The 23183-nt window shown below is 64.4% G+C and carries 22 protein-coding genes; 7 read left to right on the forward strand and 15 right to left on the reverse strand.

All coding sequences use genetic code 11. The features are described 5' to 3' along the window. The first annotated feature begins 10 nt into the window (after nt 1-10). Nucleotides 11-1339: a glutamate--tRNA ligase gene (gene gltX, locus J2W40_RS13905; protein ID WP_310225796.1), complete on the forward strand. Its 1329-nt coding sequence runs from the start codon at nt 11-13 to the stop codon at nt 1337-1339. Nucleotides 1340-1364: 25 nt separating this feature from the next. Here gltX and queG read toward each other — a convergent pair whose 3' ends face one another. Beyond that, a complete protein-coding gene (gene queG, locus J2W40_RS13910; protein ID WP_310225859.1) occupies nt 1365-2390 on the reverse strand; it encodes a tRNA epoxyqueuosine(34) reductase QueG in 1026 nt (341 codons plus the stop codon). Between the two features lie 43 nt (nt 2391-2433). Between queG and J2W40_RS13915 the strand changes: the two genes are divergently transcribed. The 3 genes from J2W40_RS13915 to msrB are packed head-to-tail and all read left to right on the forward strand — an operon-like array spanning nt 2434 to nt 5104. Then, nucleotides 2434-3405: an ABC transporter ATP-binding protein gene (locus tag J2W40_RS13915; protein WP_310225798.1), complete on the forward strand. Its 972-nt coding sequence runs from the start codon at nt 2434-2436 to the stop codon at nt 3403-3405. Nucleotides 3406-3418: 13 nt separating this feature from the next. After that, complete coding sequence (locus J2W40_RS13920) at nt 3419-4609, forward strand: ABC transporter permease (RefSeq protein WP_310225800.1); 1191 nt, start codon at nt 3419-3421, stop codon at nt 4607-4609. An 18-nt stretch (nt 4610-4627) separates the two neighbouring features. Continuing rightward, on the forward strand, nt 4628-5104 hold the full coding sequence (msrB, locus tag J2W40_RS13925) for a peptide-methionine (R)-S-oxide reductase MsrB (RefSeq protein ID WP_310225802.1): 477 nt from the start codon (nt 4628-4630) through the stop codon (nt 5102-5104). Here the strand turns inward: msrB and J2W40_RS13930 are convergent. The 11 genes from J2W40_RS13930 to mgtE form a co-directional block, all read right to left on the reverse strand. After that, a complete protein-coding gene (locus J2W40_RS13930; RefSeq protein WP_310225804.1) occupies nt 5091-6848 on the reverse strand; it encodes a hypothetical protein in 1758 nt (585 codons plus the stop codon). The two genes, msrB and J2W40_RS13930, sit on opposite strands and share 14 nt — an antisense overlap. After that, the gene (locus tag J2W40_RS13935; RefSeq protein WP_310225806.1) at nt 6826-7233 is read right to left on the reverse strand and encodes a GtrA family protein; all 408 of its coding nucleotides are present in this window, start codon (nt 7231-7233) and stop codon (nt 6826-6828) included. The genes J2W40_RS13930 and J2W40_RS13935 overlap by 23 nt, the downstream gene beginning before the upstream one ends. Nucleotides 7234-7237: 4 nt before the next feature. Then, the gene (locus J2W40_RS13940; protein ID WP_310225808.1) at nt 7238-8761 is read right to left on the reverse strand and encodes an NAD(P)/FAD-dependent oxidoreductase; all 1524 of its coding nucleotides are present in this window, start codon (nt 8759-8761) and stop codon (nt 7238-7240) included. Nucleotides 8762-8937: 176 nt separating this feature from the next. Further along, a complete protein-coding gene (locus J2W40_RS13945) occupies nt 8938-9270 on the reverse strand; it encodes a UrcA family protein (RefSeq protein ID WP_310225810.1) in 333 nt (110 codons plus the stop codon). A 221-nt stretch (nt 9271-9491) separates the two neighbouring features. Further along, a complete protein-coding gene (purH, locus tag J2W40_RS13950) occupies nt 9492-11081 on the reverse strand; it encodes a bifunctional phosphoribosylaminoimidazolecarboxamide formyltransferase/IMP cyclohydrolase (RefSeq protein WP_310225812.1) in 1590 nt (529 codons plus the stop codon). A gap of 80 nt (nt 11082-11161) precedes the next feature. Further along, a complete protein-coding gene (locus J2W40_RS13955; RefSeq protein ID WP_310225813.1) occupies nt 11162-12565 on the reverse strand; it encodes a UdgX family uracil-DNA binding protein in 1404 nt (467 codons plus the stop codon). Nucleotides 12566-12575: 10 nt separating this feature from the next. Beyond that, nucleotides 12576-13037: a hemerythrin domain-containing protein gene (locus tag J2W40_RS13960; protein ID WP_069065826.1), complete on the reverse strand. Its 462-nt coding sequence runs from the start codon at nt 13035-13037 to the stop codon at nt 12576-12578. 67 nt (nt 13038-13104) lie between these two features. Continuing rightward, nucleotides 13105-13449, reverse strand: coding sequence for a hypothetical protein (locus J2W40_RS13965; RefSeq protein ID WP_409050379.1), 345 nt, complete (start codon nt 13447-13449; stop codon nt 13105-13107). Between the two features lie 83 nt (nt 13450-13532). Further along, nucleotides 13533-14777, reverse strand: coding sequence for a putative DNA modification/repair radical SAM protein (locus J2W40_RS13970; RefSeq protein ID WP_310225818.1), 1245 nt, complete (start codon nt 14775-14777; stop codon nt 13533-13535). Between the two features lie 58 nt (nt 14778-14835). Beyond that, nucleotides 14836-15234 (reverse strand): DUF1489 family protein, encoded by a 399-nt coding sequence (locus J2W40_RS13975; protein WP_310225820.1) that lies wholly within the window; start codon nt 15232-15234, stop codon nt 14836-14838. A gap of 31 nt (nt 15235-15265) precedes the next feature. Further along, nucleotides 15266-16699, reverse strand: a complete 1434-nt coding sequence (gene mgtE / locus J2W40_RS13980) for a magnesium transporter (RefSeq protein ID WP_310225822.1) — start codon at nt 16697-16699, stop codon at nt 15266-15268. 168 nt (nt 16700-16867) lie between these two features. Here mgtE and J2W40_RS13985 point away from each other — a divergent pair, with 168 nt between their 5' ends. After that, nucleotides 16868-17320: a peptidylprolyl isomerase gene (locus J2W40_RS13985; RefSeq protein ID WP_310225824.1), complete on the forward strand. Its 453-nt coding sequence runs from the start codon at nt 16868-16870 to the stop codon at nt 17318-17320. A gap of 79 nt (nt 17321-17399) precedes the next feature. On the opposite strand, the gene J2W40_RS13990 is transcribed toward J2W40_RS13985, so the two are convergent. Both J2W40_RS13990 and J2W40_RS13995 read right to left on the reverse strand, forming a co-directional pair. Further along, complete coding sequence (locus J2W40_RS13990; RefSeq protein ID WP_310225826.1) at nt 17400-18086, reverse strand: hypothetical protein; 687 nt, start codon at nt 18084-18086, stop codon at nt 17400-17402. Next, nucleotides 18086-18715 (reverse strand): peptidase, encoded by a 630-nt coding sequence (locus tag J2W40_RS13995; protein WP_310225828.1) that lies wholly within the window; start codon nt 18713-18715, stop codon nt 18086-18088. Before J2W40_RS13995 ends, J2W40_RS13990 begins: the two co-directional genes overlap by 1 nt. A gap of 314 nt (nt 18716-19029) precedes the next feature. Between J2W40_RS13995 and J2W40_RS14000 the strand changes: the two genes are divergently transcribed. After that, nucleotides 19030-19584 (forward strand): outer membrane protein, encoded by a 555-nt coding sequence (locus tag J2W40_RS14000; protein WP_310225830.1) that lies wholly within the window; start codon nt 19030-19032, stop codon nt 19582-19584. Nucleotides 19585-19697: 113 nt separating this feature from the next. Here J2W40_RS14000 and ppc read toward each other — a convergent pair whose 3' ends face one another. Further along, nucleotides 19698-22400 (reverse strand): phosphoenolpyruvate carboxylase, encoded by a 2703-nt coding sequence (gene ppc, locus J2W40_RS14005; protein ID WP_310225832.1) that lies wholly within the window; start codon nt 22398-22400, stop codon nt 19698-19700. Between the two features lie 232 nt (nt 22401-22632). On the opposite strand from ppc, the gene J2W40_RS14010 reads away from it, so the two are divergent. Beyond that, nucleotides 22633-22983, forward strand: a complete 351-nt coding sequence (locus J2W40_RS14010) for a hypothetical protein (protein WP_310225835.1) — start codon at nt 22633-22635, stop codon at nt 22981-22983. Nucleotides 22984-23183: the final 200 nt, after the last annotated feature.

The raw sequence follows: 23183 nt of genomic DNA on the forward strand, positions 1-23183 counted from the left end.
CCAGATATCCATGACCGTCATCACCCGTTTCGCCCCCTCGCCCACCGGCCATCTCCATGTCGGCAATATCCGCGCCGCGCTGCATAACTGGTTGTTCGCGCAAAAGTCGGGCGGGCAATTCCTGCTGCGGCTGGACGATACCGACCTCGAACGCTCGCGTCCCGAATATGCCGACGCGATCCGCGCCGACCTGCAATGGCTCGGCCTGACCTGGGACGCAGAGGCCAAACAATCCGAACGCTTCGCGCTGTATGAAAGCCGGTTTGCGGCATTGCACGCGGCGGGCCATGTCTATCCCGCCTATGAAACCCAACAGGAACTGGAATTGCGGCGCAAGGTGCTGCTGGGACGCGGATTGCCGCCAGTCTATGATCGCGGCGCGCTGAGCCTCACCCCGGAGCAGATCGCCGCCTATGAAGCCGAAGGCCGCCAGCCGCATTGGCGCTTCAAGCTGGACCATGACCAGCCGATCGTCTGGACCGACCTCATTCGCGGCGAACAGCGGTTCGACCCAAAACTATTGTCCGATCCGGTAATCCGCCGCGCCGATGGCAGTTGGCTCTACATGCTGCCGTCGGTCATCGATGATATCGACATGGGCATCACCCACGTCCTGCGCGGCGAGGATCATGTGTCCAACACAGCGACCCAGATCCAGATGTTTACAGCACTCGGCGCGCCGCTCCCCGCCTTCGCGCATGAAGCGCTGCTGACCGGGGCGGAGGGCAAGCTGTCCAAGCGGCTGGGGTCGCTCGGCGTCGCCCATTTCCGCGAACTGGGGCTGGAACCCATGGCGATCGCCTCGCTGCTGGCGCGGCTCGGCAGCAGCCAGTCGGTCGAGCCGTTCGTCGACATGGCACCGCTGATCGACAGTTTCGACTTCGCCCATTTCGGCCGCGCGCCCGCGCGCTTCGATGAGGCGGAACTGGCGGGACTGAACCAGAAAATCGTGCATCTCCTGCCCTATGACGCAGTGGCTGCGCGGCTACCCGACGGCATGGACGCAACCGCTTGGGACGCGATCCGCCCCAATCTGGAGACGGTGGCGGGCGCAGCCGACTGGTGGCGGATCGTCACCGGCCCCATCGACACCCCTGCGCCAGAGGCAGAGGACTGCGACTTCCTGGCCAGTGCCCATCGCATCCTGACCGACGCCCCCTTCGATGCGGCCATCTGGCGCACGCTGACGGAGGCGCTCAAGGGTGAAACCGGCCGCAAGGGCAAAACCCTCTTCCTCCCCCTGCGCCGCGCGCTGACAGGCCTCGATCACGGCCCGGACATGAGCCTGCTGCTGCCGCTGATCGGCCGGGAGGAAGCACTGCGCCGACTACAAGCCTGAAGGCAGGAGAAGGCTGCCCGCGCCTCTACGCCCTGAGCTTCCCGATCGCCCAGGCCGCCGCTTCCGCGACCACCGGATCATCATCCCCGACCAGCGCCTCCAGCCCCCCCCGCAATCGCGCATCGCCGCTATTGCCCGCCGCAATCGCGGCGTTGCGGACCAGGCGGTTGCGGCCGATGCGTTTGATGGGGGAGCCGGAGAAGAGTTCGCGGAAGTCGGCATCGCCTAGCGCCAGCAGGTCGGCGAGTTCAGGCGCAGCGAGTTCGGCGCGACCGAGGAAGGCGCGGTTGGCGGCGGCGGCGTCGGCGAATTTGTTCCAGGGGCAGGCCGCCAGGCAATCGTCGCAGCCATAGATGCGATTGCCCATCCCGGCGCGCAGATCGTGCGGGATCGGGCCTTTATATTCGATCGTCAGATAGGAGATGCAGCGGCGCGCATCGACGACATAGGGCGAGGGGAAAGCGTCGGTGGGGCAGGCGGTCAGGCAGGCGGTGCAACTGCCGCAATGATCGCGTTCCGCGCTGTCTGGCGCCAGCGCAAGTTCGGTATAGATCGCGCCCAGGAACAGCCAACTGCCATGGTCGCGGCTGACGAGGTTGCTATGCTTGCCCTGCCAGCCAAGGCCTGCGCCCTGGGCCAACGGCTTTTCCATCACCGGTGCTGTATCCACGAACACCTTGAGCGCGCCGGGCTGTTGGTCGACCAGCCAGCGAGCCAGGGCTTTCAGCGCCTTCTTGACGACGTCGTGATAATCCTTGCCCTGCGCATAGACCGAGATGCGCGCGCGGTCGGGCACATCGGCGAGCGCCAGCGGATCGCGCCCCGGCGCATAGCTCATGCCCAGCATGATGACGCTGCGCACGTCGGGCCACAGCCCTTGCGGCGATCCGCGTTGTTCGGCGCGTTCCTCCATCCACAGCATGTCGCCATGATGGCCCGCGTCGAGCCATTGGCGCAGGCGTTCGGCGCTTTGCGGGGCGGCGTCGGCGGGCGCGATGCGGCAGATGGCGAAGCCCAGTTGCGCGGCCTGTACCTTTAGCCGTTCTTCCAAGGTTTCGGTTTGCACGGCCACGGGTCCAGACTATCACAAGGGCATGAACGGCGACACTCCGGGCCTTGCTCCCGCTCCAGCCTATGCCCTGGAAGGCCATGGCCTTGTCAAGACTTTCGGCAGCTTCCGCGCGGTCGACGGGGTCGACATCGCCGTGCCTGCGGGCACCATCTATGGCGTGCTTGGTCCCAATGGCGCGGGCAAGACGACGCTGCTGCGCACTTTGCTGGGCATCATCGATCCCGATGAAGGGCATCGTAGTTTGCTCGGCGCGGAGCAGCCGCTGCGGATGGCGCGGCAGGTCGGCTATCTGCCGGAGGAACGCGGGCTGTATCCGTCGATGAAGGCCTATGAGGCGATCGCCTTCATGGGGGCGCTGCGCGGACTGCCGCTGCGGCAGGGGCGGGTGCGGGCGCGCGAAATGCTCGAGGGCCATGGCATGGGCGCGGCGATCAACAAGCCGATCCGGCAATTGTCCAAGGGGATGGCGCAGACGGTGCAATTGTTCGGCACCATCATCCACGAGCCGCGGCTGATCGTGCTGGACGAGCCCTTTTCGGGGCTGGATGCGATCAACCAGGAGAAGTTGGAGCGGCTGATCCGCGAGCAGGCGCAGCGGGGCGTCACCGTGCTGTTTTCCACCCATGTCATCGCCCATGCCGAACGGCTGTGCGAGCGGGTCGCGATCGTGGCCGGCGGGCGCATCCGGTTCGAGGGCACGGTGGACGATGCGCGCGCGCAACTGCGGTCGCAGGTGCGGTTGCGCACGCGGGCGAGCGATGGGGCGTGGCGGGAGGCGTTGCCGGACGATGCAACGCAGGAAGAAGGGGCATGGCACTTCGCGCTGCCCGATGGCGGGATCGAGCCGTTGCTTCGCGCGCTGCTGGATGGCGATGCGGGCATTGAGAGCCTGTCGATCGAGCGGCCGGGGCTGCATGATGCGTTCGTGGCGATCGCGGGTGCGGCGGCGGCGCAGCAGATGCGCGATGATGCCGAGCGGGAGGCTTTAGTATGAAGAAGGTTGGGGCATGAGGGAGATGTGGCGCGCTGCCCTGGTGATCGCGCGGCGGGATTTCACCGCTGTCGTCCTGTCGCGAACCTTCATCCTGTTTCTGCTGGGACCGTTGCTGCCGATCCTGATCGGGATGGTCTTTGCCGGGTTTACTGACAAGATTTCGAGCACCGACCTGCGTCCCGTGGTCGGCATTGCCATGCCCGCGAACGAAGCGGTGCGGCTGGAGCGGGCGCATGGGCGGCTGACCGAGCGGATGGGGGATCAGGCGCTGGTGCGGATGCGGCGGGTGCCGACGACGCCCGCACCGCGTGTGCAACTGGCGCGGGCGGATTCGGCGGTAGTCGCGATCCTGTCGGGCACGGTCGCGCGGCCGGTGCTGACCGGCAAGGCGGAGGATCTGGACCGGCTGCAGGGTGACCTCAGCCTGATCGCCAGTGCAGCGCAAGCCGAAGATACGCTGCGTATGGTGCAGGTGCGGCGCGAGGAAGTCGCCACCAGCAACGGCGCGCAGGCGCAGGGGCGATTGCAGATTGGCCGGGTGGCGCAGATCGTAATGTTTTTCCTGACGATCCTGCTGGCGGGCATGATCCTGTCCAATCTGGTCGAGGAAAAGACCAACAAGATCATCGAGATATTGGCGGCGGCCGTGCCGATCGACGCGATTTTCCTCGGCAAGCTGATGGCGATGCTGGCGATGAGCTTTGTGGGGATCGCCTTTTGGGGCGGGACCGCCTTTGCGATCTTCCTGGCGTTGGGCGGCAATGGCGCGGCGGTGCCGGTGCCAGCGGTCGGCTGGCCGGTGTTCCTGGCTCTGGCGGTCATCTATTTCGCGATGGCCTATACGCTGCTCGGTTCGCTGTTCCTGGGGATCGGCGCGCAGGCGGCGACGGTGCGCGAGGTGCAGACGCTCAACATGCCCGTCACCATGGGGCAGATGATGATCTTCTTCTTCGCCAGCTATGCGATCGACCATATGGGCAAGGCACCGGAAATTGCCGCGGCGATCTTCCCGTTCAGCTCGCCCTTCACCATGATCGCGCGGGCGGCGCAGGATGATGCGCTGTGGCCGCATCTGCTGGCGATCGTCTGGCAGGCGCTGTTCGTGGGGCTGATCATCCGCGTCGGCGTGCTGCTGTTCCGCCGCCATGTCATGCAGTCGGGCGGGCGCTGGTGGAAACAGTTGTTCAGACCTTCGACAGGCTGAGCCAGATAGGATCGCGCGATGGACAGACGGCATATTCTGGGCGGGATCGCAAGCGGCGCGGTGGCCTTGGGTTTCTGGCGAGGGGGCGTCGGCGAGGCGGAGGCGGCCTACCCCTTCGCCCTGACCGATGCGCAATGGCGCAAGCGATTATCGCCGCTCGCCTATAATGTGCTGCGCAAACAGGCGACCGAGCGTCCCTTCACCAGTCCGCTCGACAAGGAAAAGCGCGCGGGCGTCTTTGCCTGTGCGGGCTGCGACCAGAAATTGTTCAGCTCGAAGACCAAGTTCGATAGCCGCACGGGCTGGCCAAGCTTCTATGCACCGCTCCCCAAGGCGGTCGGCACCAGCCGCGACTTCGACTTGGGCTATCCGCGCACCGAAGTTCATTGCGCGCGCTGTGGCGGGCATCTGGGTCATGTGTTCGATGATGGACCAAAGCCGACCGGCAAACGCTATTGCATGAACGGCGTGGCGATGCGCTTCATTCCGGCCTGATGCGGTAGAGGCGCAACGCGCCATTCGTGGGGATCGGTTCCAGCCAGGCGGGCGGCGAGTCGCTAGCGATCAGGGCGGCTAGGCCTGCGGGGTTCGTTTTGGCATAGAGCCGCAATTCGTTGAGGCCATCGCATGTGACGAGATAGGTCGCGCGTGTCCGGGCGATGATGGCGCGGGCCTGATCCGGCGGATCGACGAAGGCCTGAATGACCGTGGTGATTCCGACAGCGTTGCGATGATGGGCGGTGCCGATGACGCTGTGGCGGGTCTGCGCCAGAATGTCCGGCCCCAGGTCGAGCGGCGCGAAAAGGGTGACGGGTGCCATCGCGCGAAGGGGCATGAGGACGTTCGCGGCGCGGCAGTTGGTAGCCTGGGCATCGGCCGGTTCGGCTTTGCTGGCCAGCGCCGTCCACAGGGCGCACAGGCCCGCCGGGGTCAGCGCCGCCAGCGCGACGGATCCGCTGACCCGCAGCAAGGCGGTGCGCGCGGTCTGGATGCGCCGGAACAGGGTGATCAACAACCAGGCGATGCCGGGCAGGGCCAGGACATGCGCGACCGACAGAGCGCGCATGACCAGCATCGCCACGCTGGTCGCGCCTATTAGCAACAGGGCGAGCACCAACCAGCGCATGCGTGCCTCGCCCTGCGTCGTGCGCGCCGCCAGCAGCGATGCGGCAAGGCCAAGCAGCGGCGGCAAAAGGATGACGCCGCGCATCGACAGGCTCTGTTCCCAGATCGGTCGACCCTCCATCACCTGCAGATACCAGAGCTTATAGGCCAGCGGCCCAAGCGCAGCGAAGGGGTCACCCGACAGGCAAGAGCCGCCAGTCAGGGCCAAGGTCGCGAGCGCCGCGCCGCCGCCGATCGTGGCTATGGCGAAGCGGTTGGGCGCGGTGGCGGTACCGATCAGGCGGGCGGCCGCGAGCGTGGCGATTGCCAAGGCAACCAGCGGCCAGACATAGACGTAGGACAGCGCGTCGCAATGGCTGGCGAGCGTAGCATGCGGTCCGCGCAACAGCGCGAGTAAGAAGAGCGCGGCACTGCCCAGGGTGAGCGCGAAAGCGATGAAGCGTGGTGCCTGATCGCGGGCCATCCAGTGGCGCAGCGCGAAGGCCGCGCCGAACAGCGCGACATAGGGGAGGCTTTCACTCGAAATCTGGAGCCAGAGCGCCAGCGCCAAAGCAGCGACGATGCCGCCGCGCGCTGGCCTGTCTTCGGTCGCACCGCACAGGGCGATCGCGCCGAGCAGAATCTGCCAGCCATGATGGTCGATCCGCAAGGGGGTGAATTGCACCAATATGCTGGGTGTCGTCAGCAGCAGGGCGACGCTGAGCAGCGCTGCGGCACTCCCAGCAATTCGCCGTGCTGCCACAAACACCGCAGCCGTCAGTCCGCCGAGCAACAGCAATGGCACGATGGCGCAGGCCAGCAATTCCGCATGGGCGGCACCAAAAAGCGGCGTGAGTAACAGGATCAATACCGCGACCGGCAGATCGACGATCCGCGACCAGTGCATCGGCCCGCCCAGCGGCGGATTCACCCGATGCTGCGAGACATCCCAGAAAGCCTGCCCGCCGATCCAGTCGCGGATCTGCACCAGCCGCATCGCATCATCGGGATCGCGAAAGCCAAGCGTCGCCATATCAGCGCGAAACAGCCATAGCATCACCGCGCTGCACAGCAGCCAGCCAAGCAAGGCGAGCAGCGCCGCCCGGTTACGATCAGGCGCGGGCAAAGACGGCATAGGTTCGGATCGCATAGACGGTGAGGAAACTCACCGGGATGGAGACGAGCTTGGCGAGCGCCGGGGCTAGGCCAAGTGCGCTCAGACCACCGACGAGGAGCAGGGTCAGGCCCATGCCGAGCAGCGCGCTCGCGACGAAGCCCGCGCGCTGCGCATGGGTCGGCCCCGTGCCGGTGTCGAAGACGAAGCGGATGCTGATGATCCAATGGACCAGCAGCCCCCCGGCATAGCCGCCAAAGGCCGCAAGCAAAGGCAACGCGCCTAATTGGTCGAGCGCCAGGAACAGCGCCATGTCGCTCGCCAGCGCGCAGATACTCGCGAGCAGATAGCGGGCGAAGGTCGCGCGCACGACCAGCATGGCCAGCACGCGCAGCCGGTCGATCATCGGATCAGGCAGCCTTCAATCGCGATGGCACGGCGCGGGTGCTGGCGAGCGCGGCCTGCGTGTCGGCATCCTGGCCCTCATCGCCTGCCTCATGATATTCGGCGTCTTCATTGACCGACCAGACATCATGGACGCGCGCGCCCGCGACGATGTTGCGGACGGTGAGCATCGCCGTCATCATCGCATGATCCTGATTATTATAGCGGTGCATGCCGTTGCGGCCGACCATGTGCAGCGTGGGATAACGCGCTTCGAGTTCGCTGCGCATTGCCTGCACATTGGCGGCATAGGCGTCGTCATAGACGGGATAGGCCTTTTCCTGCCGCACCACGGCGCCGCCCACGACATCGTCGGGGTTGCACAGGCCCAGCAGCGCCATTTCCTTGGTCGCCAGTGCGATCAGATCGGCATCGGTCGAGGACCACAGCCCATCGCCTTCGAAACAGAAATATTCCAGGCCCACGCAGGCGAGCGTCGGGTCCGGCACCATTTCCGGTGACCAACTGCGGAAATTCTGGATGCGGCCGACCTGCACCTTGCTGTCGTGGATATAAATCCAGTTGTCGGGGAAGATATCCTCCCCTTTCACCATCAGCGCGACGGTCAGGAAGTCGCGATATTTGAGGTCCATCGCTTCGGGCAGCGTCGCAGGCAGCGGATGGATGCGGGCCGCCAGTTCGCGCATCGGCGCGGAGGAAATGACATGGGCGGCGTTGATGACGACATCGCCCTGCGGCCCTTCGGCCACCAGTCGCCAGCCATCCGCCCCCGGTTCCTGCTCCAGCCGCTTGAAGCTATGCGCCATCAGCACCCGATTGCCGCCCTCGACCACGCGGTCGCGTGCGGCTTCCCACATCATGCCGGGGCCAAGGCGCGGATAGCGGAAGGTTTCCAGCAGCGTCTTGGTCGCCATGCCGTCATTGGGCTTTTTGTTGAGGCCAAGCGAGCGCTTGAGGCCATCGACCACGGCGCCCCACAGCGACAGGCCTTTGATCCGCTGCGCCGCCCAGTCGGCCGACATTTCGTCGCATGGCATGCCCCACACTTTTTCAGTATAGGTCTTGAAGAAGATGGAGAAGAGCTTGTGGCCAAAGGCGTTGACGGTCCAGTCCTGAAAGGAGCGGACGTTGCGGTTGGGGAAGAGCCGCGCCTTGGCGAAACTCGCCATGCACAGGGTCGAGCGCCAGACGCCCAGATTCCACAGCGCTTCGAACGCGCGCAGTGGATAGCTGTAGAATTTGCCTTCATAATAGATGCGGCTCATCCGAGGGCGCTGGATGAAGTCGTCGGGCAAAATCTCGTTCCACAGGTCGACCACCTGCTGCGATTTGGAGAAGAAGCGATGGCCGCCAATGTCGAAGCGGAAGCCGTCCAGCTCGACCGTGCGGCTGATACCGCCGACATAGACGGGGTCTTTTTCGATCACCGTCACGCTATAGCCCTGTTTGGTCAGCAGATAGGCAGCGGTCAATCCGGCCGGGCCAGCGCCAATGATGGCGACGTCCACATTTTGGTCGGTACGCAGCATGGCAGGCTATTCCCCCGATGGTCTTTCGTCGCATCGGGAGTGAAGGAAATCTTCTAAGGACTGGTTAATGGCGCGTAAGCAAAGCGCGCTAATGGTCGGCCCAAGACAAAGGGCCGCCCCGCTGATGCGGAACGGCCCCCTGCAGTCCCCTTCGTGGGGGAGGGCGAAAGCAAAGATCAGCTCTGCCGCTGTGCCAGCGTGCTAAGGTCGCTGCGCGCACCGTCCATGGCCTGGCCAAAGCAGGTGCGATAATCTTCCGTTACCGGCAGGATCGAGCCATTGACGAAGCCGCACACCTGCTTGGCCGCACGAGTCACGCGCGAATCGGCACGGCGCATGCCGTTGGTGCTGGCAAGATTGAGATCGGCAACCGATACGGCGAGCGTGCGGGTTTCCGTGCCCGCATGGCCGTCGACGATTACATCCATGTCATTGCTGCCGGCGCTTGCCACTCCGGGCAGCGCAAGGGCGATCGTGGCGGCACATGCCACCAGCATCTTCTTGTTCATCCTATTCTCCTGTCGAACATTTTGTTTTTTTCAGCCCCACATCTGCGTGGAAATAGGGTCACCCTGTAAATAAGCCTCGCCGGTGCCTTTGAAAAGGGGCCAGTTGACAAAAAGTGGCGGAAAACCGTTATTTTGCGGGTGCGAAGGGAATGTCTTCGCACCCGTGTCATAGCTTTGTGAACAGGCTTGGCCTGTTCGTGCCGCACCGGCCTCTTTAACGATTAATGCCGGAAGTGGCGCATGCCGGTGAAGACCATGGCGAGGCCTGCTTCATCGGCGGTGGCGATGACCTCGTCGTCGCGGATCGAACCGCCCGGCTGGATGACGGCGGTCGCCCCCGCTTCGACAGCGGCCAGCAGGCCATCGGCGAAGGGGAAGAAGGCGTCGGAGGCTACCGCCGAGCCGATCGTGCGGGGCTCGCTCCAGCCTGCCTTTTCGGCCGCGTCCTTCGCCTTCCACGCGGCGATGCGCGCGGATTCGAGGCGGTTCATCTGGCCTGCGCCGACGCCTGCGGTGCTGCCGCCCTTGGCATAGACGATGGCGTTGGACTTCACATGCTTGGCGACCGTCCAGGCAAAGAGGCAGTCGGCCAGTTCCTGTTCCGTGGGTTCGCGCTTGGTCACGACCTTGAGCGCGTCGCGCGTCACCTGGCCATTGTCGCGGCTCTGCACCAACAGGCCGCCTGCTATGCTCTTGATTTGCAAGCCGGTCCGCGCCGGATCGGGCAAGTCGCCGGTCAGCAGCAGGCGCAGATTCTTCTTCTTGGCAAAGATCGCGCGCGCCGCATCATCGGCGTCGGGCGCGGCAACGACTTCGGTGAAGATGCCGCTGATCGCTTCGGCGGTGGGGCCATCGAGCGGGCGGTTGACCGCGATGATGCCGCCAAAGGCCGACACGCTGTCGCAGGCGAGCGCCGCCTCATAGGCTTCGATCAGGGTGGCACCGGTGGCGACGCCGCAGGGGTTGGCATGCTTGACGATGACCACGGTCGGCGGGCCATCGCGAAATTCGCTGACCAGCTCCAGCGCGGCATCGGCGTCGTTATAATTATTGTAGGACAGTTCCTTGCCCTGCACCTGCGTCGCCTGGGCAATGCCGTTTGCCGACGGGCTGGACGGCAGATAGAGGGCGGCGGACTGGTGCGGATTTTCGCCATAGCGCAACGTGGTGCCCAGCGTGCTGGCAACGGCGAGCGTTTCGGGGAAGGTGACGCCCTGATCGGCGAAGGCGAACCAACTGGCGATCATCGAGTCATAGGCAGCGGTTGCAGCATAGGCCTTGGCCGCGAGCATCCGGCGGAAATCATAGCTGGTCGCGCCGCCCTTTTCGTCCATCTCGGCGATCAGGCGGGCATAGTCGGCCGGATCCGTGACAATCGCGACGCTTTCATGATTCTTGGCCGCCGAACGCACCATCGAGGGGCCGCCAATGTCGATATTCTCGATAATCTCGTCGCGCTCCGCGCCTTTGGCCACGGTCGCAGCGAAGGGGTAGAGGTTGACGACGACCAGGTCGATCGCGCCGATGGCATGCTCGTCCATCGACGCGACATGCTCGGAGTTGTTGCGCACCGCGAGCAGGCCGCCATGGACCTTGGGGTGCAGCGTCTTGACGCGGCCGTCCATCATTTCGGGAAAGCCAGTCAGGTCGGAAATATCCATGACGGTCAGGCCGGCGTCGCGCAGCGTCTTGGCCGTGCCGCCGGTCGAGACCAGTTCGACGCCATGCTTGCCCAGCGCCTGTCCCAGTTCGATGAGCCCCGCTTTGTCCGAAACGGACAGGAGGGCGCGCTTGATGGGATAGTCGGTCATGGCGGGGCTTTCTAGGTTGCGGGTCGGACGGAAGCGTTCGCGCAAGGCCTTTAGGCGCGCGGCCCACAAAAATACAGGGTTTAGTCGGCGGTCAAGGCGCGCAGCCGATCGCCGATCATCGCCAGGTCTGCGACGAAGCGCGCCTGTTCCTCTGCCCGTCGGCTTTCGTCGGGCAGGCGCAGCAAATAGCTGGGGTGGACCGTCACCCAGCCTTCCGCGCCGCCTTCGAGCGGGATGGCGGCACCGCGCGTCGCGCTGATCGTCACCGCCTTGCCCAGCATCGCGCGCGCGGCGGTCGCGCCCAGCGCGACGATGATGCGCGGGCGCAGGATCCCGCGCTCCTGGTCCAGCCACCAGCGGCAGGCCTGGACCTCGCCCGCCACCGGGGTCTGGTGGATGCGCCGCTTGCCGCGCTGTTCATATTTGAAATGTTTGACCGCATTGGTGACATAGGCCTGGGTGCGATCGACGCCCGCCTGCGCCAGCGCCGCGTCGAACAATTGCCCGGCCGGGCCGACAAAGGGACGACCGGCCAGATCCTCCTGATCGCCCGGCTGTTCGCCGATGAACATCAGCGGCGCGGCGAGCGGGCCTTCGCCGAACACCGTCTGGGTCGCATGTTGATGCAGCGGGCAGCGGGTGCAGGTCATGGCCTCGGCGCGCAGGGCATCCCAGGCCGTCGCGCTGTTGGTCGCGCGTCTGGGCGGGGTCGGGGCGGTGGCGATCATCGCCGCCTCGCGCTGTTGCGCCCCGGCGATCAGGTCGGGAATGAGCGCGGCTTCGGGCAGATTGCGCCAATATTTCTTTGGCATTTCCGACAGCATTGCCCCGGTCTTGAGCCGGGCCGGGTTGAAGATAGCGGCATAATAGCCCTTCCACAGCGCCTCGACCGGGTCGCCCTGCGGCGCATCGGCACGGCTGGCGCCGGGGCCTTCGCGCAATGTCGTTCCGTCCCAATGGATGCTGATGTCGGGTGTCAGGATCGACCAGTGCATAGTGGCGAAGCGGCGCATGAAGAAGCCGGCATTGGCGCGCACGATATGATGGTCCGGCTCGAACCAGGCGACGAAGCGGGGGCCGTCGGCATCCTCCATCTCGCGGAAGCGGACGAAGGCGCGCATCTTGTGAATGTCGCGCCGCACCGACTTGGCGAGCGCCTGCACCCGCACCAGCATCGGGTCGGCGCTGTCCTCCATCATGCCCGGCCGCGCGCGCACGCGGCACAGCAGCGCGTAGAGAAAGGCAAAGCGGCTTGGGTCGCTGTGCAGGATTGCGCTCTCGGCCAGCGAGACGAAGCTGCGCGGGACGGAGAAAGCGCTGTTTTTGGTGTCGGGCGGAAGCGGGGCGTCGCCGAACAGGTCGCCTGGCGCATCCCCGACCTGCCAGACCACATCCGCCGGATCGACGCCCGCCATCGCCAGCCGCCGCGCCGCCGACCGCCAACCGTCCATATCATCGGGCGCGGTCAGGGCGACGCGGTGCATGGTGTCTCGCTTAATCCTCTGCCTGGGCGCGTTCCAGTTCGGCGGGCTTGCGCTTGGCGAACAACGCGCCGAGCTTCTTCTCTTCATCCGCGGTCAGATCCTTGGCGGCGGTCGGGAACATTTCTTCCTCTTCCTCCTCGATATGATGGAGGTAGCGCTTCTTCATCTCGGCGAACTTCTTGCGCCAGGCTTCGCCGTTGAATTTCAGTCCGTCCAGCTCTTCGAGATAATCGTCGATTTCCTTATGTTCGGACACGCTATGCTGCGCATCTTCGCGCAGGTCCGGGCGCGACAACATGGTGGCATAAAGGGTTTCTTCCTCGGCCGCAGCATGGGCGGTCACTTCGACGGCGAATTGTGCGAACAGTTTTTCGAGCTGGTCGTCGCTTTCCGCCTTGGCCATCTTCTCGAAAAGCTGGCGATGCGCGTCATGATCCTGCTTCAGGCGATCGAAAATAGTGATGTCGGCCATGCTGGTTCCTCCCTGGTTCGAAGGATCACAACGACGCGAACGGCAATTGGCTCCCGCCGATCCGCCTTCAGCCGAACAGGGCGCGGAAGATGATGGCGACCGGAATCCAGAGCGCCGCGCCGACCAGGCTGGCGGCCCAGAGTTGCATCACGTCGCGGCGGAAGCGGAGGGCCAGGCCGCTGCGCGACAGGCTGCTGTGGTCCAGCATCTGCCAGCGCCGTTCCAGTCCGCGCGCGGCGATGGCATAGCCACCAATCGCGACGATGACGCCCAGGTGCAGCACCAGCGATCCGCCCATTTTCGCGACGATGAAAATCTGCAACAGGCAAAAAACCACCAGCGCCGCCGCCAGATGGCTGCTGATCCGCTTCGCAAAGCCGCCGCTGCGGCCCATTGCCTGATTGTCGAACATCGTCGCCAAGACCCGACCCCCTGAATGACGGAAAGCCAAAGAATTCCACGATCGCGACTCGGAAGCAACCGGAAAAGTCGTGGTCAGGCAAAGAGTTCGAGCTGGCTGGCGGGCGGCGTCATGCGCGCGCGCAGATCGGCGCGGTCAATGAGCGCCACCGGGCGCCAATCCGCCGCCACCAGAAAGGGTCGCAGCTTCTTGATAGAGGTCGTCATCCGCGCAACATCGTCGAGCCGCAGGCGGCGATGGCGACGGCTGGCGAGGATGCGATCGACCGCCTTCACCCCCAGGCCCGGCACCCGCAGCAGCGCCTCACGCGGCGCGCGATTGACGTCGACCGGAAAGATGGCGCGATGGTTGAGCGCCCAGGCGAGCTTGGGATCAATGTCGAGCGGCAGGTGGCCGGTTTCCGCATCGGTCGCCGCCGCCACTTCGCTCGCGTCATAGCCATAGAAGCGCATCATCCAGTCGGACTGGTAGAGCCGATGTTCGCGCATCAGCGGCGGGCGCTTGAGCGGCAGCACGGCGCTGGGCGAGGGGATGGGCGAAAAGGCGCTATAATAGACGCGGCGCAGCCGGTGGCGGTCATAGAGGCTGCTCGCGCGCGTGATAATCGCCCGATCGTCGGCGGCATCCGCGCCCACGATCATCTGGGTGGACTGGCCCGCCGGCGCAAAGCGCGGGGCATGGCGATATTTGCGGCGTGCGTCGCCGCTATCCTCCATCTCGGTCCGCATCTGGCCCATCGCGCCTTCGATCCGGGTGCCATCCTTTTCCGGCGCAAGCCGCTTGAGGCCGCTTTCGGTCGGCAGTTCGACATTGATCGACAGCCGGTCGGCATGCAGCCCCGCCTGCCGCATCAGGCCGGGATCGGCATCGGGGATGGTCTTCAAATGGATATAGCCGCGAAAATCATGATCCTCGCGCAAGGAGCGCGCCACCTCGACCATCTGCTCCATCGTATAGTCGGACGAGCGGATGATGCCGGAGGACAGGAACAGCCCCTCGATATAATTGCGGCGGTAAAAGCTGAGCGTCAGGTCCACCACTTCCTTCGCGGTGAAACGCGCGCGGCGCACGTCGCTCGACTTGCGGTTGATGCAATAATGGCAGTCGAAGATGCAGCTGTTGGTCAGCAAGATCTTGAGCAGCGAGATGCAGCGTCCATCGGGCGCATAGGCATGGCAAATGCCCATCCCTTCGGTCGATCCGATGCCCTTGCCGCCGCGCGAATCCCGTTTCGATGTGCCGGACGACGCGCAAGAGGCGTCATATTTGGCGGCATCGGCCAGGATTTCGAGCTTCTGACGGGTGGACATCTGAACCATAGCGTTCGTGCTATGTTCTTTCTAGCAACAAGTCCAGCGTTTCAAAAGCTTATGCCCTTTATACTAGACCGAGCTTCGCCAGTTCGTGCAGCAAGGCAGGCGGCATGGCGTCGCGCGCATCGACCTCGCCATCGGCCAGGTCTGGCGGCGCGTCCTTGTCCTCCAGATAGCGCCAGCCCTGATGCGCGCGCTTGGGGGAAGCGTGGACAGGGATGAGGCGCGGTTCGAGCCGGACCCAATGGCGGCCTTGCCCCGTTTCCTCGAAGCCCAGGATCGGGCTGCGGCCGACGATCATATGGGCGTGGATCCAATAGAGCGATCCGCCCGCCATCTCCTCGACTCGCTTGGGCAGATAGCGGGTGGTGATCCGGGCTTCGCCGGGCTGGTTTTCGAGCCACGCGCGCAAGGTGGCGGGGCTTTCGCTGCGAAAGGCGATCTTGGTGATGTGCAGCGGCATGGGTCCGATCTGGGGTGGATGCCGCCTCGCTTCAACGCAGGAAAAGCGTGGCCAGGCCCAGAAACGCAAAAAAGCCCATCGTGTCGGTCATTGTCGTCACGAAAACCGAGGAGGAAACCGCCGGGTCGATATTATTGCGTTCCAGCGTGATCGGCACCAATACCCCGGCCAGTCCCGCCACCATATTGTTGATGAGCAGCGCCGCGCCGAACACCAGCGACAGGTCGAGCCGACCATAGAGCATATAGGAACCGACTGCGGTCAAGGTGCCGAGCGTTGCGCCATTGGTTGCCGCAATGCGGAACTCGCGCCCTATCATCCGCACAGTATTGGAACTGGTCAATTGGTTGGTGGCGAGCGCGCGCACGACCACGGCCAGCGTCTGCGTCCCCGCATTGCCACCCATGCCCGACACGATGCCCATCAGCGCGGCGAGCATGGCGAAGCGTTCGATCGTCCCTTCGAACAGGCCGACGACCGACGCGGCCAGCATCGCCGTGCCAAGGTTCACGACCAGCCAGATCAGGCGCGCACGCACCGTCATCAGGATCGGTTCGTTAATGTCGCCTTCGCCCGCACCCGACAGGCGCAATATGTCCTCGCCCGCTTCCTCGGCAATGATGTGGACCACGTCATCGACCGTGACCATGCCGACCAGCCGCCCGCTTGCATCGACGACGGCGGCGGAGATCAGCGCATATTTCTGGAAGCGCAGCGCCACTTCCTCCTGGTCCATATCCACCGGGATCAGCGTCTGTTCGCGCTTCATCAGGTCGGCCATCGCGACCGAACGGGGGCAGGTGAGAATCCAGCTCAACTGGCAATAGCCGACCGGCCGGTGCATCGCATCGACGACGTAGATTTCCCAGAAATCGGCCGTCAGGTCGCCATGGTCGCGCAGATAGTCGATCACCTGACCGACCGTCATATGTTCGGGCACGGCGACCAGGTCGCGCTGCATCAGGCGCCCGGCGGATTCCTCCGGGTAGGACAGCGCGCTTTCGATCGCGGCGCGATCTTCGGGGTCGAGCGCATCGAGGACGGCCTGCTGGTCGGCATCGTCCATATCCTCGATCATCGCGACGGCATCGTCGGTGTCGAGTTCGGCCGCGAATCCCGCCACCTGTTCCGGCGCCAGATCGCCGATCAGGTCGTCGCGGACATAATCGTTGAGTTCTGACAGCACTTCCGCGCCGACCAGATCGCCCAGCGCCGCCGCCACCGCGCCGCGCCGGTCGGCAGGCGAAAGTTCGAGCAGATCGGCAATGTCGGCGGGGTGAAGCGGCGACACGAGATCGCGCGCCCGCTCCGCGTCGCCATCTTCCACCGCGTCCAGCACGGCCGTCACATATTCGGGTCTCAGCCGGTCATCCTCGTCATGACGGGATTCGGCCTGATCGTTCGCGGTCGCGTCGATCAGCTCTTCATCGGGCCGGGCATCGGCCATGTTGCCGCGATCGCTCATGGCGCGCGCTACTGTCCGGTTCCTGTAACATGGGGGTGCTTTCGCCTATGCACACTGGAATTGCAATGGGGCGGCGGCAATGAACGCCTTATCCACAACAATCTTCCATCCCCTTTGATAGCCTCTATATGGGGGCCACTACCCCTTCCCCGGCAAGAGAGGATCATCATGGCCGAAGAAACACTTACCCTCGCCCTCGACAGTGGCGGCGACGTCGTCATCAAGCTGCGTCCTGACCTCGCCCCCGGCCATGTCGAGCGTATCACCACGCTCGCCAAGGACGGCTTCTATGATGGCGTCGTGTTCCACCGCGTCATCGCCGGCTTCATGGCACAGGGCGGCGATCCGACCGGCAACGGCATGGGCGGTTCCAAGCTGCCCGACATCAAGGCTGAGTTCAGCCGCCAGCCGCACGTCCGCGGCGTCTGCTCGATGGCGCGTTCGTCCAACCCGAACAGCGCCAACAGCCAGTTCTTCATCTGCTTCGACGATGCGACCTTCCTCGACGGCCAATATACCGTCTGGGGCGAAGTGACGTCGGGCATGGAATATGTCGACGCGCTGCCCAAGGGCGAGCCGCCGCGCACGCCGGGCAAGATCGTCAAGGCGACCGTCGCCTGATCTGACAATCACCGTCCGCTTCGGGAAGTCGAACCGCCTGAATTTTGGCGGTGTTCGACCTTCTCGAAGCGGAGGGGGGTTATTTCTTGGCCTTGCCTGCCATGCCGTCGGTCATGGAAATACCGGCCATTGCATTGGCAGCATCGGCTGCTTCAATCGGCGGGGTGTAGCCACCGATCCGTTCGATGTGCCAGCGCCGCTGCTCGGCGGTAGATCCGGGCACGTCATTGACCCGATGCAGCACCACCTGACGCAGCGCGTAGAAGGGCTTGCCGTTCGCAGCGATCCGCCCGTAAAGCTGAACCGGCACGGTCACATAGAGCGATCCTGCCGCACCCTCCGGCTCGGACGGCGCGCCGACATTGGCGTGTATCTCACTAAAGCCCCGGAAGCGCGCTGCGAAATGGGCGTCATCCTGCGTGCCGATCTGGCCGCGCGGATTCCACAGTGCCTGCGCATCTTCAAACCGCTTTTCCTCCAGCAGGCCATAATAGCCCTGCACGACCTGCGCCGCGCCCTGCGCGCTGTCGGGATCGATCGATCCTTCGGCAAGCGGGGCAGGATCGACCGGCAGTCCGCCCGGCGTACCGGGCGCTGGCGGATCAAGCGGTTCCAGCACAGCCATTGCCTCAGCGCGAAAGCTGTTTTCCACCTGGGCCACATTCGCGCCATTGGCGAGATTGTCGATCGCGCTTTCCTCCCGCCCGTCGCAGGCCGCGACGAGCAGGAGGGGCGGTATCAGCATAGCCTTGACCGACACCCGCATCAGTTCGGGCGCGTCCGCATGGCCGGGCCACGGCTATTGGAGCGCGACGGACGATCGGCACGCATGTTCGGCGCGGATCGCACGCCCATATTGCGTTCCGGGCGGGGCTGGCTCATCTGTCTGCCACCTTGACGGGGCGGTCGGGCCTGATCCGAAGGACGCACGGCGTTATTGCCCTGCCAGCGGCCGCGGCCTCGATCGCCTTCCACGCCCGGCTGGGGCCGTGGGCGAACATAGTTGCCGGGCCGACCATCATTGCCGCGCCCACGCCATTCGCCCCGTCCGGCATTCTCCCGGCCGCGCCAGCGATCATCCCTGCGTTCGACACGACGGCCCTCCCAATAGCGACGTTGTCCATCATTCCAGCGATGACGGCGTCCGCCACGATCGTAAACATAAATGCCAGAGCCGGGATAATAGAAATTATTGTACCAGCCACCAAAAGCACCGGGCTGGTAAAATCCGCCGGGACCATAATAGCCATCGCCGTAAAAGCCGCCACCGCCATAATAGCCAGTGCCGACGCTCACGCCGCCATAACCAAAGCCGTCATTATAACCGCAACCGCCCAGGGCAAGCGCGCCAATCAGGCCCATCGTGGCCAGCAACCGATGTCGGATTCCCGTCATCGCCTTTCTCCTCATCTTATCATGCTATGGGCTTAACGCTGGGCGGTTGAATTGGTTGTGAATGAAAATCGACGCCTGCATTCGCCGTTTATCCGAGGTTCAGATAAGTCGGCTTTCGTTCATCTGGCCGACAGAAACCGTGCTTTTTCCATCACATAATCGCGATTTGCGCGATTTTCCATTTCTGTTCAGGAAACCTTCGGGCGGGTCTGGTCATTTGGTGTCGTGTCTGGTGCAGCCGCTTGGAGCGCTCGCGCCGACCCGGCGGGTCCACACCGCTGCTTATCCTCAACAATAGAAAAAGGGTTACCCCCATGAAGACACTGCTTTTCACAGCGGCTGCCGCTGCGTCCTTCATTCCCGCCGTTGCGATGGCGCAGGACGATGGCAGTTCTACCCGTCGCCTCGAACCTTATGTCGGCGTGATGGGCGGCGTGCATAATTTCGACAGCGAAACCGGCAAGGAAGGCATCCCGCCTGTCGGCTATAAGGGCCGCATGGTCGAAGGCGTCGCTGGCGTGAACTATAATGTCGCAGGGCCGATCGTTCTCGGCGTCGAAGGTGGCGCGTCCAAGGGCGTGTCGGGCGACATCGACTGGGAATATAATGCAGCAGGCCGCGTCGGCGTGAAGGCCGGCAAGGACAGCATGATCTTCGGCAAGGTCGGCTATAAGTGGGTCAATTTCGACGCACTCGGTCCCGACAGCCCGGACTTTCATGGCACCACCTATGGCGCTGGCGTGGAACTTTCGCCCGCCGACATGGGTAGTTCGGCCATGAGCAGCAACATCCGTTTCCGGGTGCAGGCTGACACCATGGGTAATTTCCGCTCGATCCGCCCAATGGCTGGTGTCGTCGCGAAATTCTGATCTAATGGTTCGGGCGGGCCGTAACGGCTCGCCCCACCCGTCAATCCCTGCCGCGGCAGGGACTGGGGTTCGGGACGGCGCATTGGACTGCCGCCGTCCCGGATTCTCGTTTTCTAGCCGCTATTGCGCAATGCCGTCGCGATCGCGTTGATCGACAGTTCGATGCCCTCCTTGATGCGCGGATCATCCTCGCCCGCGCGGTGGCGCTTCAACAGTTCGACCTGCAGCAGGTTGAGCGGCTCGATATAGGGCAGGCGCAGCCGGATCGAGGTTTCCAGCGCCGCATTCTTCTCCAGCAGCCGCGATTGCCCCGTCGCCGCGAGCAGCCCGTCATGCGTCTGGTTCCACCCCTCGCGGATGCGCCCGAACAGCGTGTCGGCTATCCCCTGATCCTCGACCAGCGGCAGATATTGCGCCGCGATGCCGAGGTCCGACTTGGCCAGCACCATCTCCAGATTGGCGAGCGCGGATTTGAGGAAGGACCAATGCTGCGCCATGTCGGCGAGCAGCGCCTTGTCCTCGAACCCGGCGAGCGCTTGGCCCACGCCATACCAGCCCGGCAGCATCACCCGCGCCTGCGCCCAGCTGAACACCCAGGGGATGGCGCGCAGATCCTCGATCGCATTGCTCTTGGTGCGGCTCGCCGGGCGCGATCCGATCTTGAGGCCGGAAATTTCCTGGATCGGCGTCAATTGCCGGAAAAATTCCTTGAACCCCTCCGTGCCGTAAACCAGGTCGCGATAGGCCGCGAAAGCGTTCTTGGACAATTCATCCATCGCCGCGGTAAAGCGCGCGGCGTCGCGCTCTGAAATCCCCTCCGGCTCCAGGCTGGCGAGCAGCGTCGCACTGGTCATCGCCTCCAAATTGGTCATGGCGACATCGCGCGACCCGAATTTCGCGGCGATCATCTCGCCCTGTTCGGTAATGCGGATGCGCCCCTGCACCGTCCCGCGCGGCTGCGCCTGGATCGCGGCGAAGGCCGACCCGCCCCCGCGCCCGACCGCACCGCCGCGCCCGTGGAACAGCTGCATCGCCGCGCCCGCATCGGCAAAGACGGGAGCAAGCGCCTGGCTCGCCTTGTAGAGGCTCCAGGTCGAGGTGATGTAGCCGCCATCCTTGTTGCTGTCCGAATAGCCGATCATCACTTCCTGATGGCCGCGCGCCTGCACCACGCCTGCAATTTCGGGCAGGCCGAAATAGGCGGACATGATCGCGGGCGCGGCCTCCAGATCACCGATCGTCTCGAACAGCGGGATCGCCATGATCGCGGCCTGCGGCGGAGCGCCATCGACGCCCGCCTGCCACAGCCCGGCTTCTTTCAGCAGGATATTGACCTCCAGCATGTCGGACACGCTTTCGGCCTTGGAAATGATATAATGGGTGATGCATTGCGGGCCATAGACGCGATGCGCCTCCGCCGCCGCATGGACGATCGCCAGTTCCGACGCGGTTTCCTCGCCATAGGCCGAAAAGCGCGACCCCAGCGGCCGGTTGCTCGCCAGTTCCTTGCGCAGCAGCGCGATGCGCGCATATTCGTCAAGCGCCGCATAGTCCGGCTCGACCCCGGCGACCTTGAGCAGCTCAGCCACCACCCGCTCATGCACGTCGCTATTCTGCCGCATGTCGAGCGTGGCGAGGTGAAAGCCGAACGTCTCGACCGCGCGGATCAGGCGGCCCAATGCCCCGCCGCTCGACAGCGCGCCATTGCCCTCGCTCGCCAGCCCCTGGGCCACCGTCACCAGATCGCGGCGGAAATCCTGCGGCATGGCATAGGCCTCGCCCTTGAGCGCCGACGGCCGGGCGGGCTGCGTGCCGGTCAGCGCGGTGCAGGTCGCGGCCAGCCGGGCGTAGATGCCGGATATGGCGCGGCGATAGGGTTCGTCCCCCCGGCTGGGCGACGCATCGCCGCTGGCCTCGGCCAGGTCCAGCACCGCCTGCGGCACATGCGCCAATTCGGTCGACAGCGAGAGTTCGGCCCCCAGCGCGTGCAACGCATCCAGATAATAAGCGATCGCCGCCTGACAGCCACGCTGCAGCGCGTGGCGCAACTGCGGCGCCTGAACGAAGGGATTGCCGTCGCGGTCGCCGCCGATCCAGCTCCCCACCCGCAGGAAACTTTGCGGCCGCGCGCCCAGCACCCGCTCCCACCGCGCATACAACGCAGGCAACACCGGCAGGAAGGTATCGCGGAAATAGGCCAGCACATTGTCGATCTCGTCCGCAACGAACAATTTTTCGCGCCGCAGCGGGCGGGTCTGCCACAGCAGGGCGATCTGGCGGAAAATCGCCTCGTCCAGATTTTCGCCATCCTCCGTCTCTTCGCGACCCGCATCCTTGAGCAGCATCAGGTCGGCGATGCGGTTCTTGTGATCGATCATGCTCTTGCGCCGCACCTCGGTCGGGTGCGCGGTCAGCACCGGCACGATCAGGCTGTGCGTCAGAAGATCCAGCACCGCGTCGCGGCCAATGCCATGCGACTCCAGCCGTGCCAGCACCGATGCGACATCGGCGCCCGGCTCGCCGGCGATGCCCTGCCGGTCTTCGGCCAGATTGGCGAGCATCGAAAACAGCATGAACCCGCGCACGAAATTCAGCGTATCATCCAGCGTCAGCGCATCCAGCCCGGTATCGGTCAGGTCCGCCCCCTGCACCCCGCGCGCCCGATCGACCGACGCCGACCGGATATATTCGGTCTGCTTGTACAGGCTCTCCCCCCCATAAGCCCGGATCACGTCGCCCAGCAGGCGCCCCAGAAAGCGGATGTCGGGATTCTGCGTGATCGCAGGGGCGGAGGGGGAGGGGGAAAGAGTCGCCATGGGACGCAATGCTGCATTGCAACAGGGAATGGGTCAAGCGGTGGATGTAGGGGCGGGGGGGCGGTCGGCAAGGATAATGATGTCTCCTTGCCCTCTCCCGCCTTCGCGGGCATTATGTAGCAAACGCACCAACACAATGGCAGACATAATCGCGCGCGTGCCGTAATGTCATCGTATGAGCATCATAGCTATATCCGCACTTGTACGCCGCCGCCGCGAACTGACTTGTCGCATGAACATGCTGGCCGACGAACATGCCGGGCTTTCCGATGAATTATCGGCGTTAGACAGAGTGCTGGAGTCGTTCGCTCCCGACATGGATATTGAGGCCATCCCACCGCTTCGCATTGTTGGTCGTGTTACCTGGGCGGCGAAGGGAGAAATAACCCGCGCCGTGTTCGCCGTCCTTCGAAAAGCTAATGGGCCGATGACAACCGACGCCATAGCCCAGCGAGTTGCGGAGGATCGCGGGGAGGCGATGTCGCCGCGTATCCGTAAGTCGGTCTACAAGGCGCTGGATCAGGCCAGGCAGCGTGGGAATGTGGAGGCTGTTTTGGGCGGGTGGCGGAATGGGAGTGGTTAAGCCGCCAGATAGTTGACAAGGTGATCGCCGGGATTCACCAGGAACCCCGGCGATCCGGTTAGACGCCTAGGCCGCGTTGACAAAAGACTTCAGCCATAGCCGTGCAGCGGCGAGGTTGAGGAAGCTTTCGAACGACAGGACGGTTTTGTCATAGCGGGTGGCGATGCGGCGTTGTTGCTTCAACTTGCCGAACATTCGCT

The sequence above is a fragment of the Sphingobium xenophagum genome, from assembly GCF_031457465.1.
GTDB lineage: Bacteria > Pseudomonadota > Alphaproteobacteria > Sphingomonadales > Sphingomonadaceae > Sphingobium > Sphingobium xenophagum_A.

Excerpts from the sequence above, each read along its gene's own strand:
- J2W40_RS13930 (WP_310225804.1), bottom strand. The coding sequence starts at position 6,848 with ATGCCGTCTTTGCCCGCGCCTGATCGTAACCGGGCGGCGCTGCTCGCC.
- J2W40_RS14000 (WP_310225830.1), top strand. The coding sequence starts at position 19,030 with ATGAAGACACTGCTTTTCACAGCGGCTGCCGCTGCGTCCTTCATTCCC.
- J2W40_RS13985 (WP_310225824.1), top strand. The coding sequence starts at position 16,868 with ATGGCCGAAGAAACACTTACCCTCGCCCTCGACAGTGGCGGCGACGTC.
- J2W40_RS13955 (WP_310225813.1), bottom strand. The coding sequence starts at position 12,565 with ATGCACCGCGTCGCCCTGACCGCGCCCGATGATATGGACGGTTGGCGG.
- J2W40_RS13935 (WP_310225806.1), bottom strand. The coding sequence starts at position 7,233 with ATGATCGACCGGCTGCGCGTGCTGGCCATGCTGGTCGTGCGCGCGACC.
- J2W40_RS13975 (WP_310225820.1), bottom strand. The coding sequence starts at position 15,234 with ATGCCGCTGCACATCACCAAGATCGCCTTTCGCAGCGAAAGCCCCGCC.
- J2W40_RS13990 (WP_310225826.1), bottom strand. The coding sequence starts at position 18,086 with ATGCGGGTGTCGGTCAAGGCTATGCTGATACCGCCCCTCCTGCTCGTC.
- J2W40_RS13945 (WP_310225810.1), bottom strand. The coding sequence starts at position 9,270 with ATGAACAAGAAGATGCTGGTGGCATGTGCCGCCACGATCGCCCTTGCG.
- mgtE (WP_310225822.1), bottom strand. The coding sequence starts at position 16,699 with ATGAGCGATCGCGGCAACATGGCCGATGCCCGGCCCGATGAAGAGCTG.
- J2W40_RS13965 (WP_409050379.1), bottom strand. The coding sequence starts at position 13,449 with ATGTTCGACAATCAGGCAATGGGCCGCAGCGGCGGCTTTGCGAAGCGG.
- gltX (WP_310225796.1), top strand. The coding sequence starts at position 11 with ATGACCGTCATCACCCGTTTCGCCCCCTCGCCCACCGGCCATCTCCAT.
- msrB (WP_310225802.1), top strand. The coding sequence starts at position 4,628 with ATGGACAGACGGCATATTCTGGGCGGGATCGCAAGCGGCGCGGTGGCC.
- J2W40_RS13970 (WP_310225818.1), bottom strand. The coding sequence starts at position 14,777 with ATGGTTCAGATGTCCACCCGTCAGAAGCTCGAAATCCTGGCCGATGCC.
- purH (WP_310225812.1), bottom strand. The coding sequence starts at position 11,081 with ATGACCGACTATCCCATCAAGCGCGCCCTCCTGTCCGTTTCGGACAAA.
- J2W40_RS14010 (WP_310225835.1), top strand. The coding sequence starts at position 22,633 with ATGAACATGCTGGCCGACGAACATGCCGGGCTTTCCGATGAATTATCG.
- J2W40_RS13920 (WP_310225800.1), top strand. The coding sequence starts at position 3,419 with ATGAGGGAGATGTGGCGCGCTGCCCTGGTGATCGCGCGGCGGGATTTC.
- ppc (WP_310225832.1), bottom strand. The coding sequence starts at position 22,400 with ATGGCGACTCTTTCCCCCTCCCCCTCCGCCCCTGCGATCACGCAGAAT.
- J2W40_RS13960 (WP_069065826.1), bottom strand. The coding sequence starts at position 13,037 with ATGGCCGACATCACTATTTTCGATCGCCTGAAGCAGGATCATGACGCG.
- J2W40_RS13940 (WP_310225808.1), bottom strand. The coding sequence starts at position 8,761 with ATGCTGCGTACCGACCAAAATGTGGACGTCGCCATCATTGGCGCTGGC.
- J2W40_RS13995 (WP_310225828.1), bottom strand. The coding sequence starts at position 18,715 with ATGACGGGAATCCGACATCGGTTGCTGGCCACGATGGGCCTGATTGGC.
- J2W40_RS13915 (WP_310225798.1), top strand. The coding sequence starts at position 2,434 with ATGAACGGCGACACTCCGGGCCTTGCTCCCGCTCCAGCCTATGCCCTG.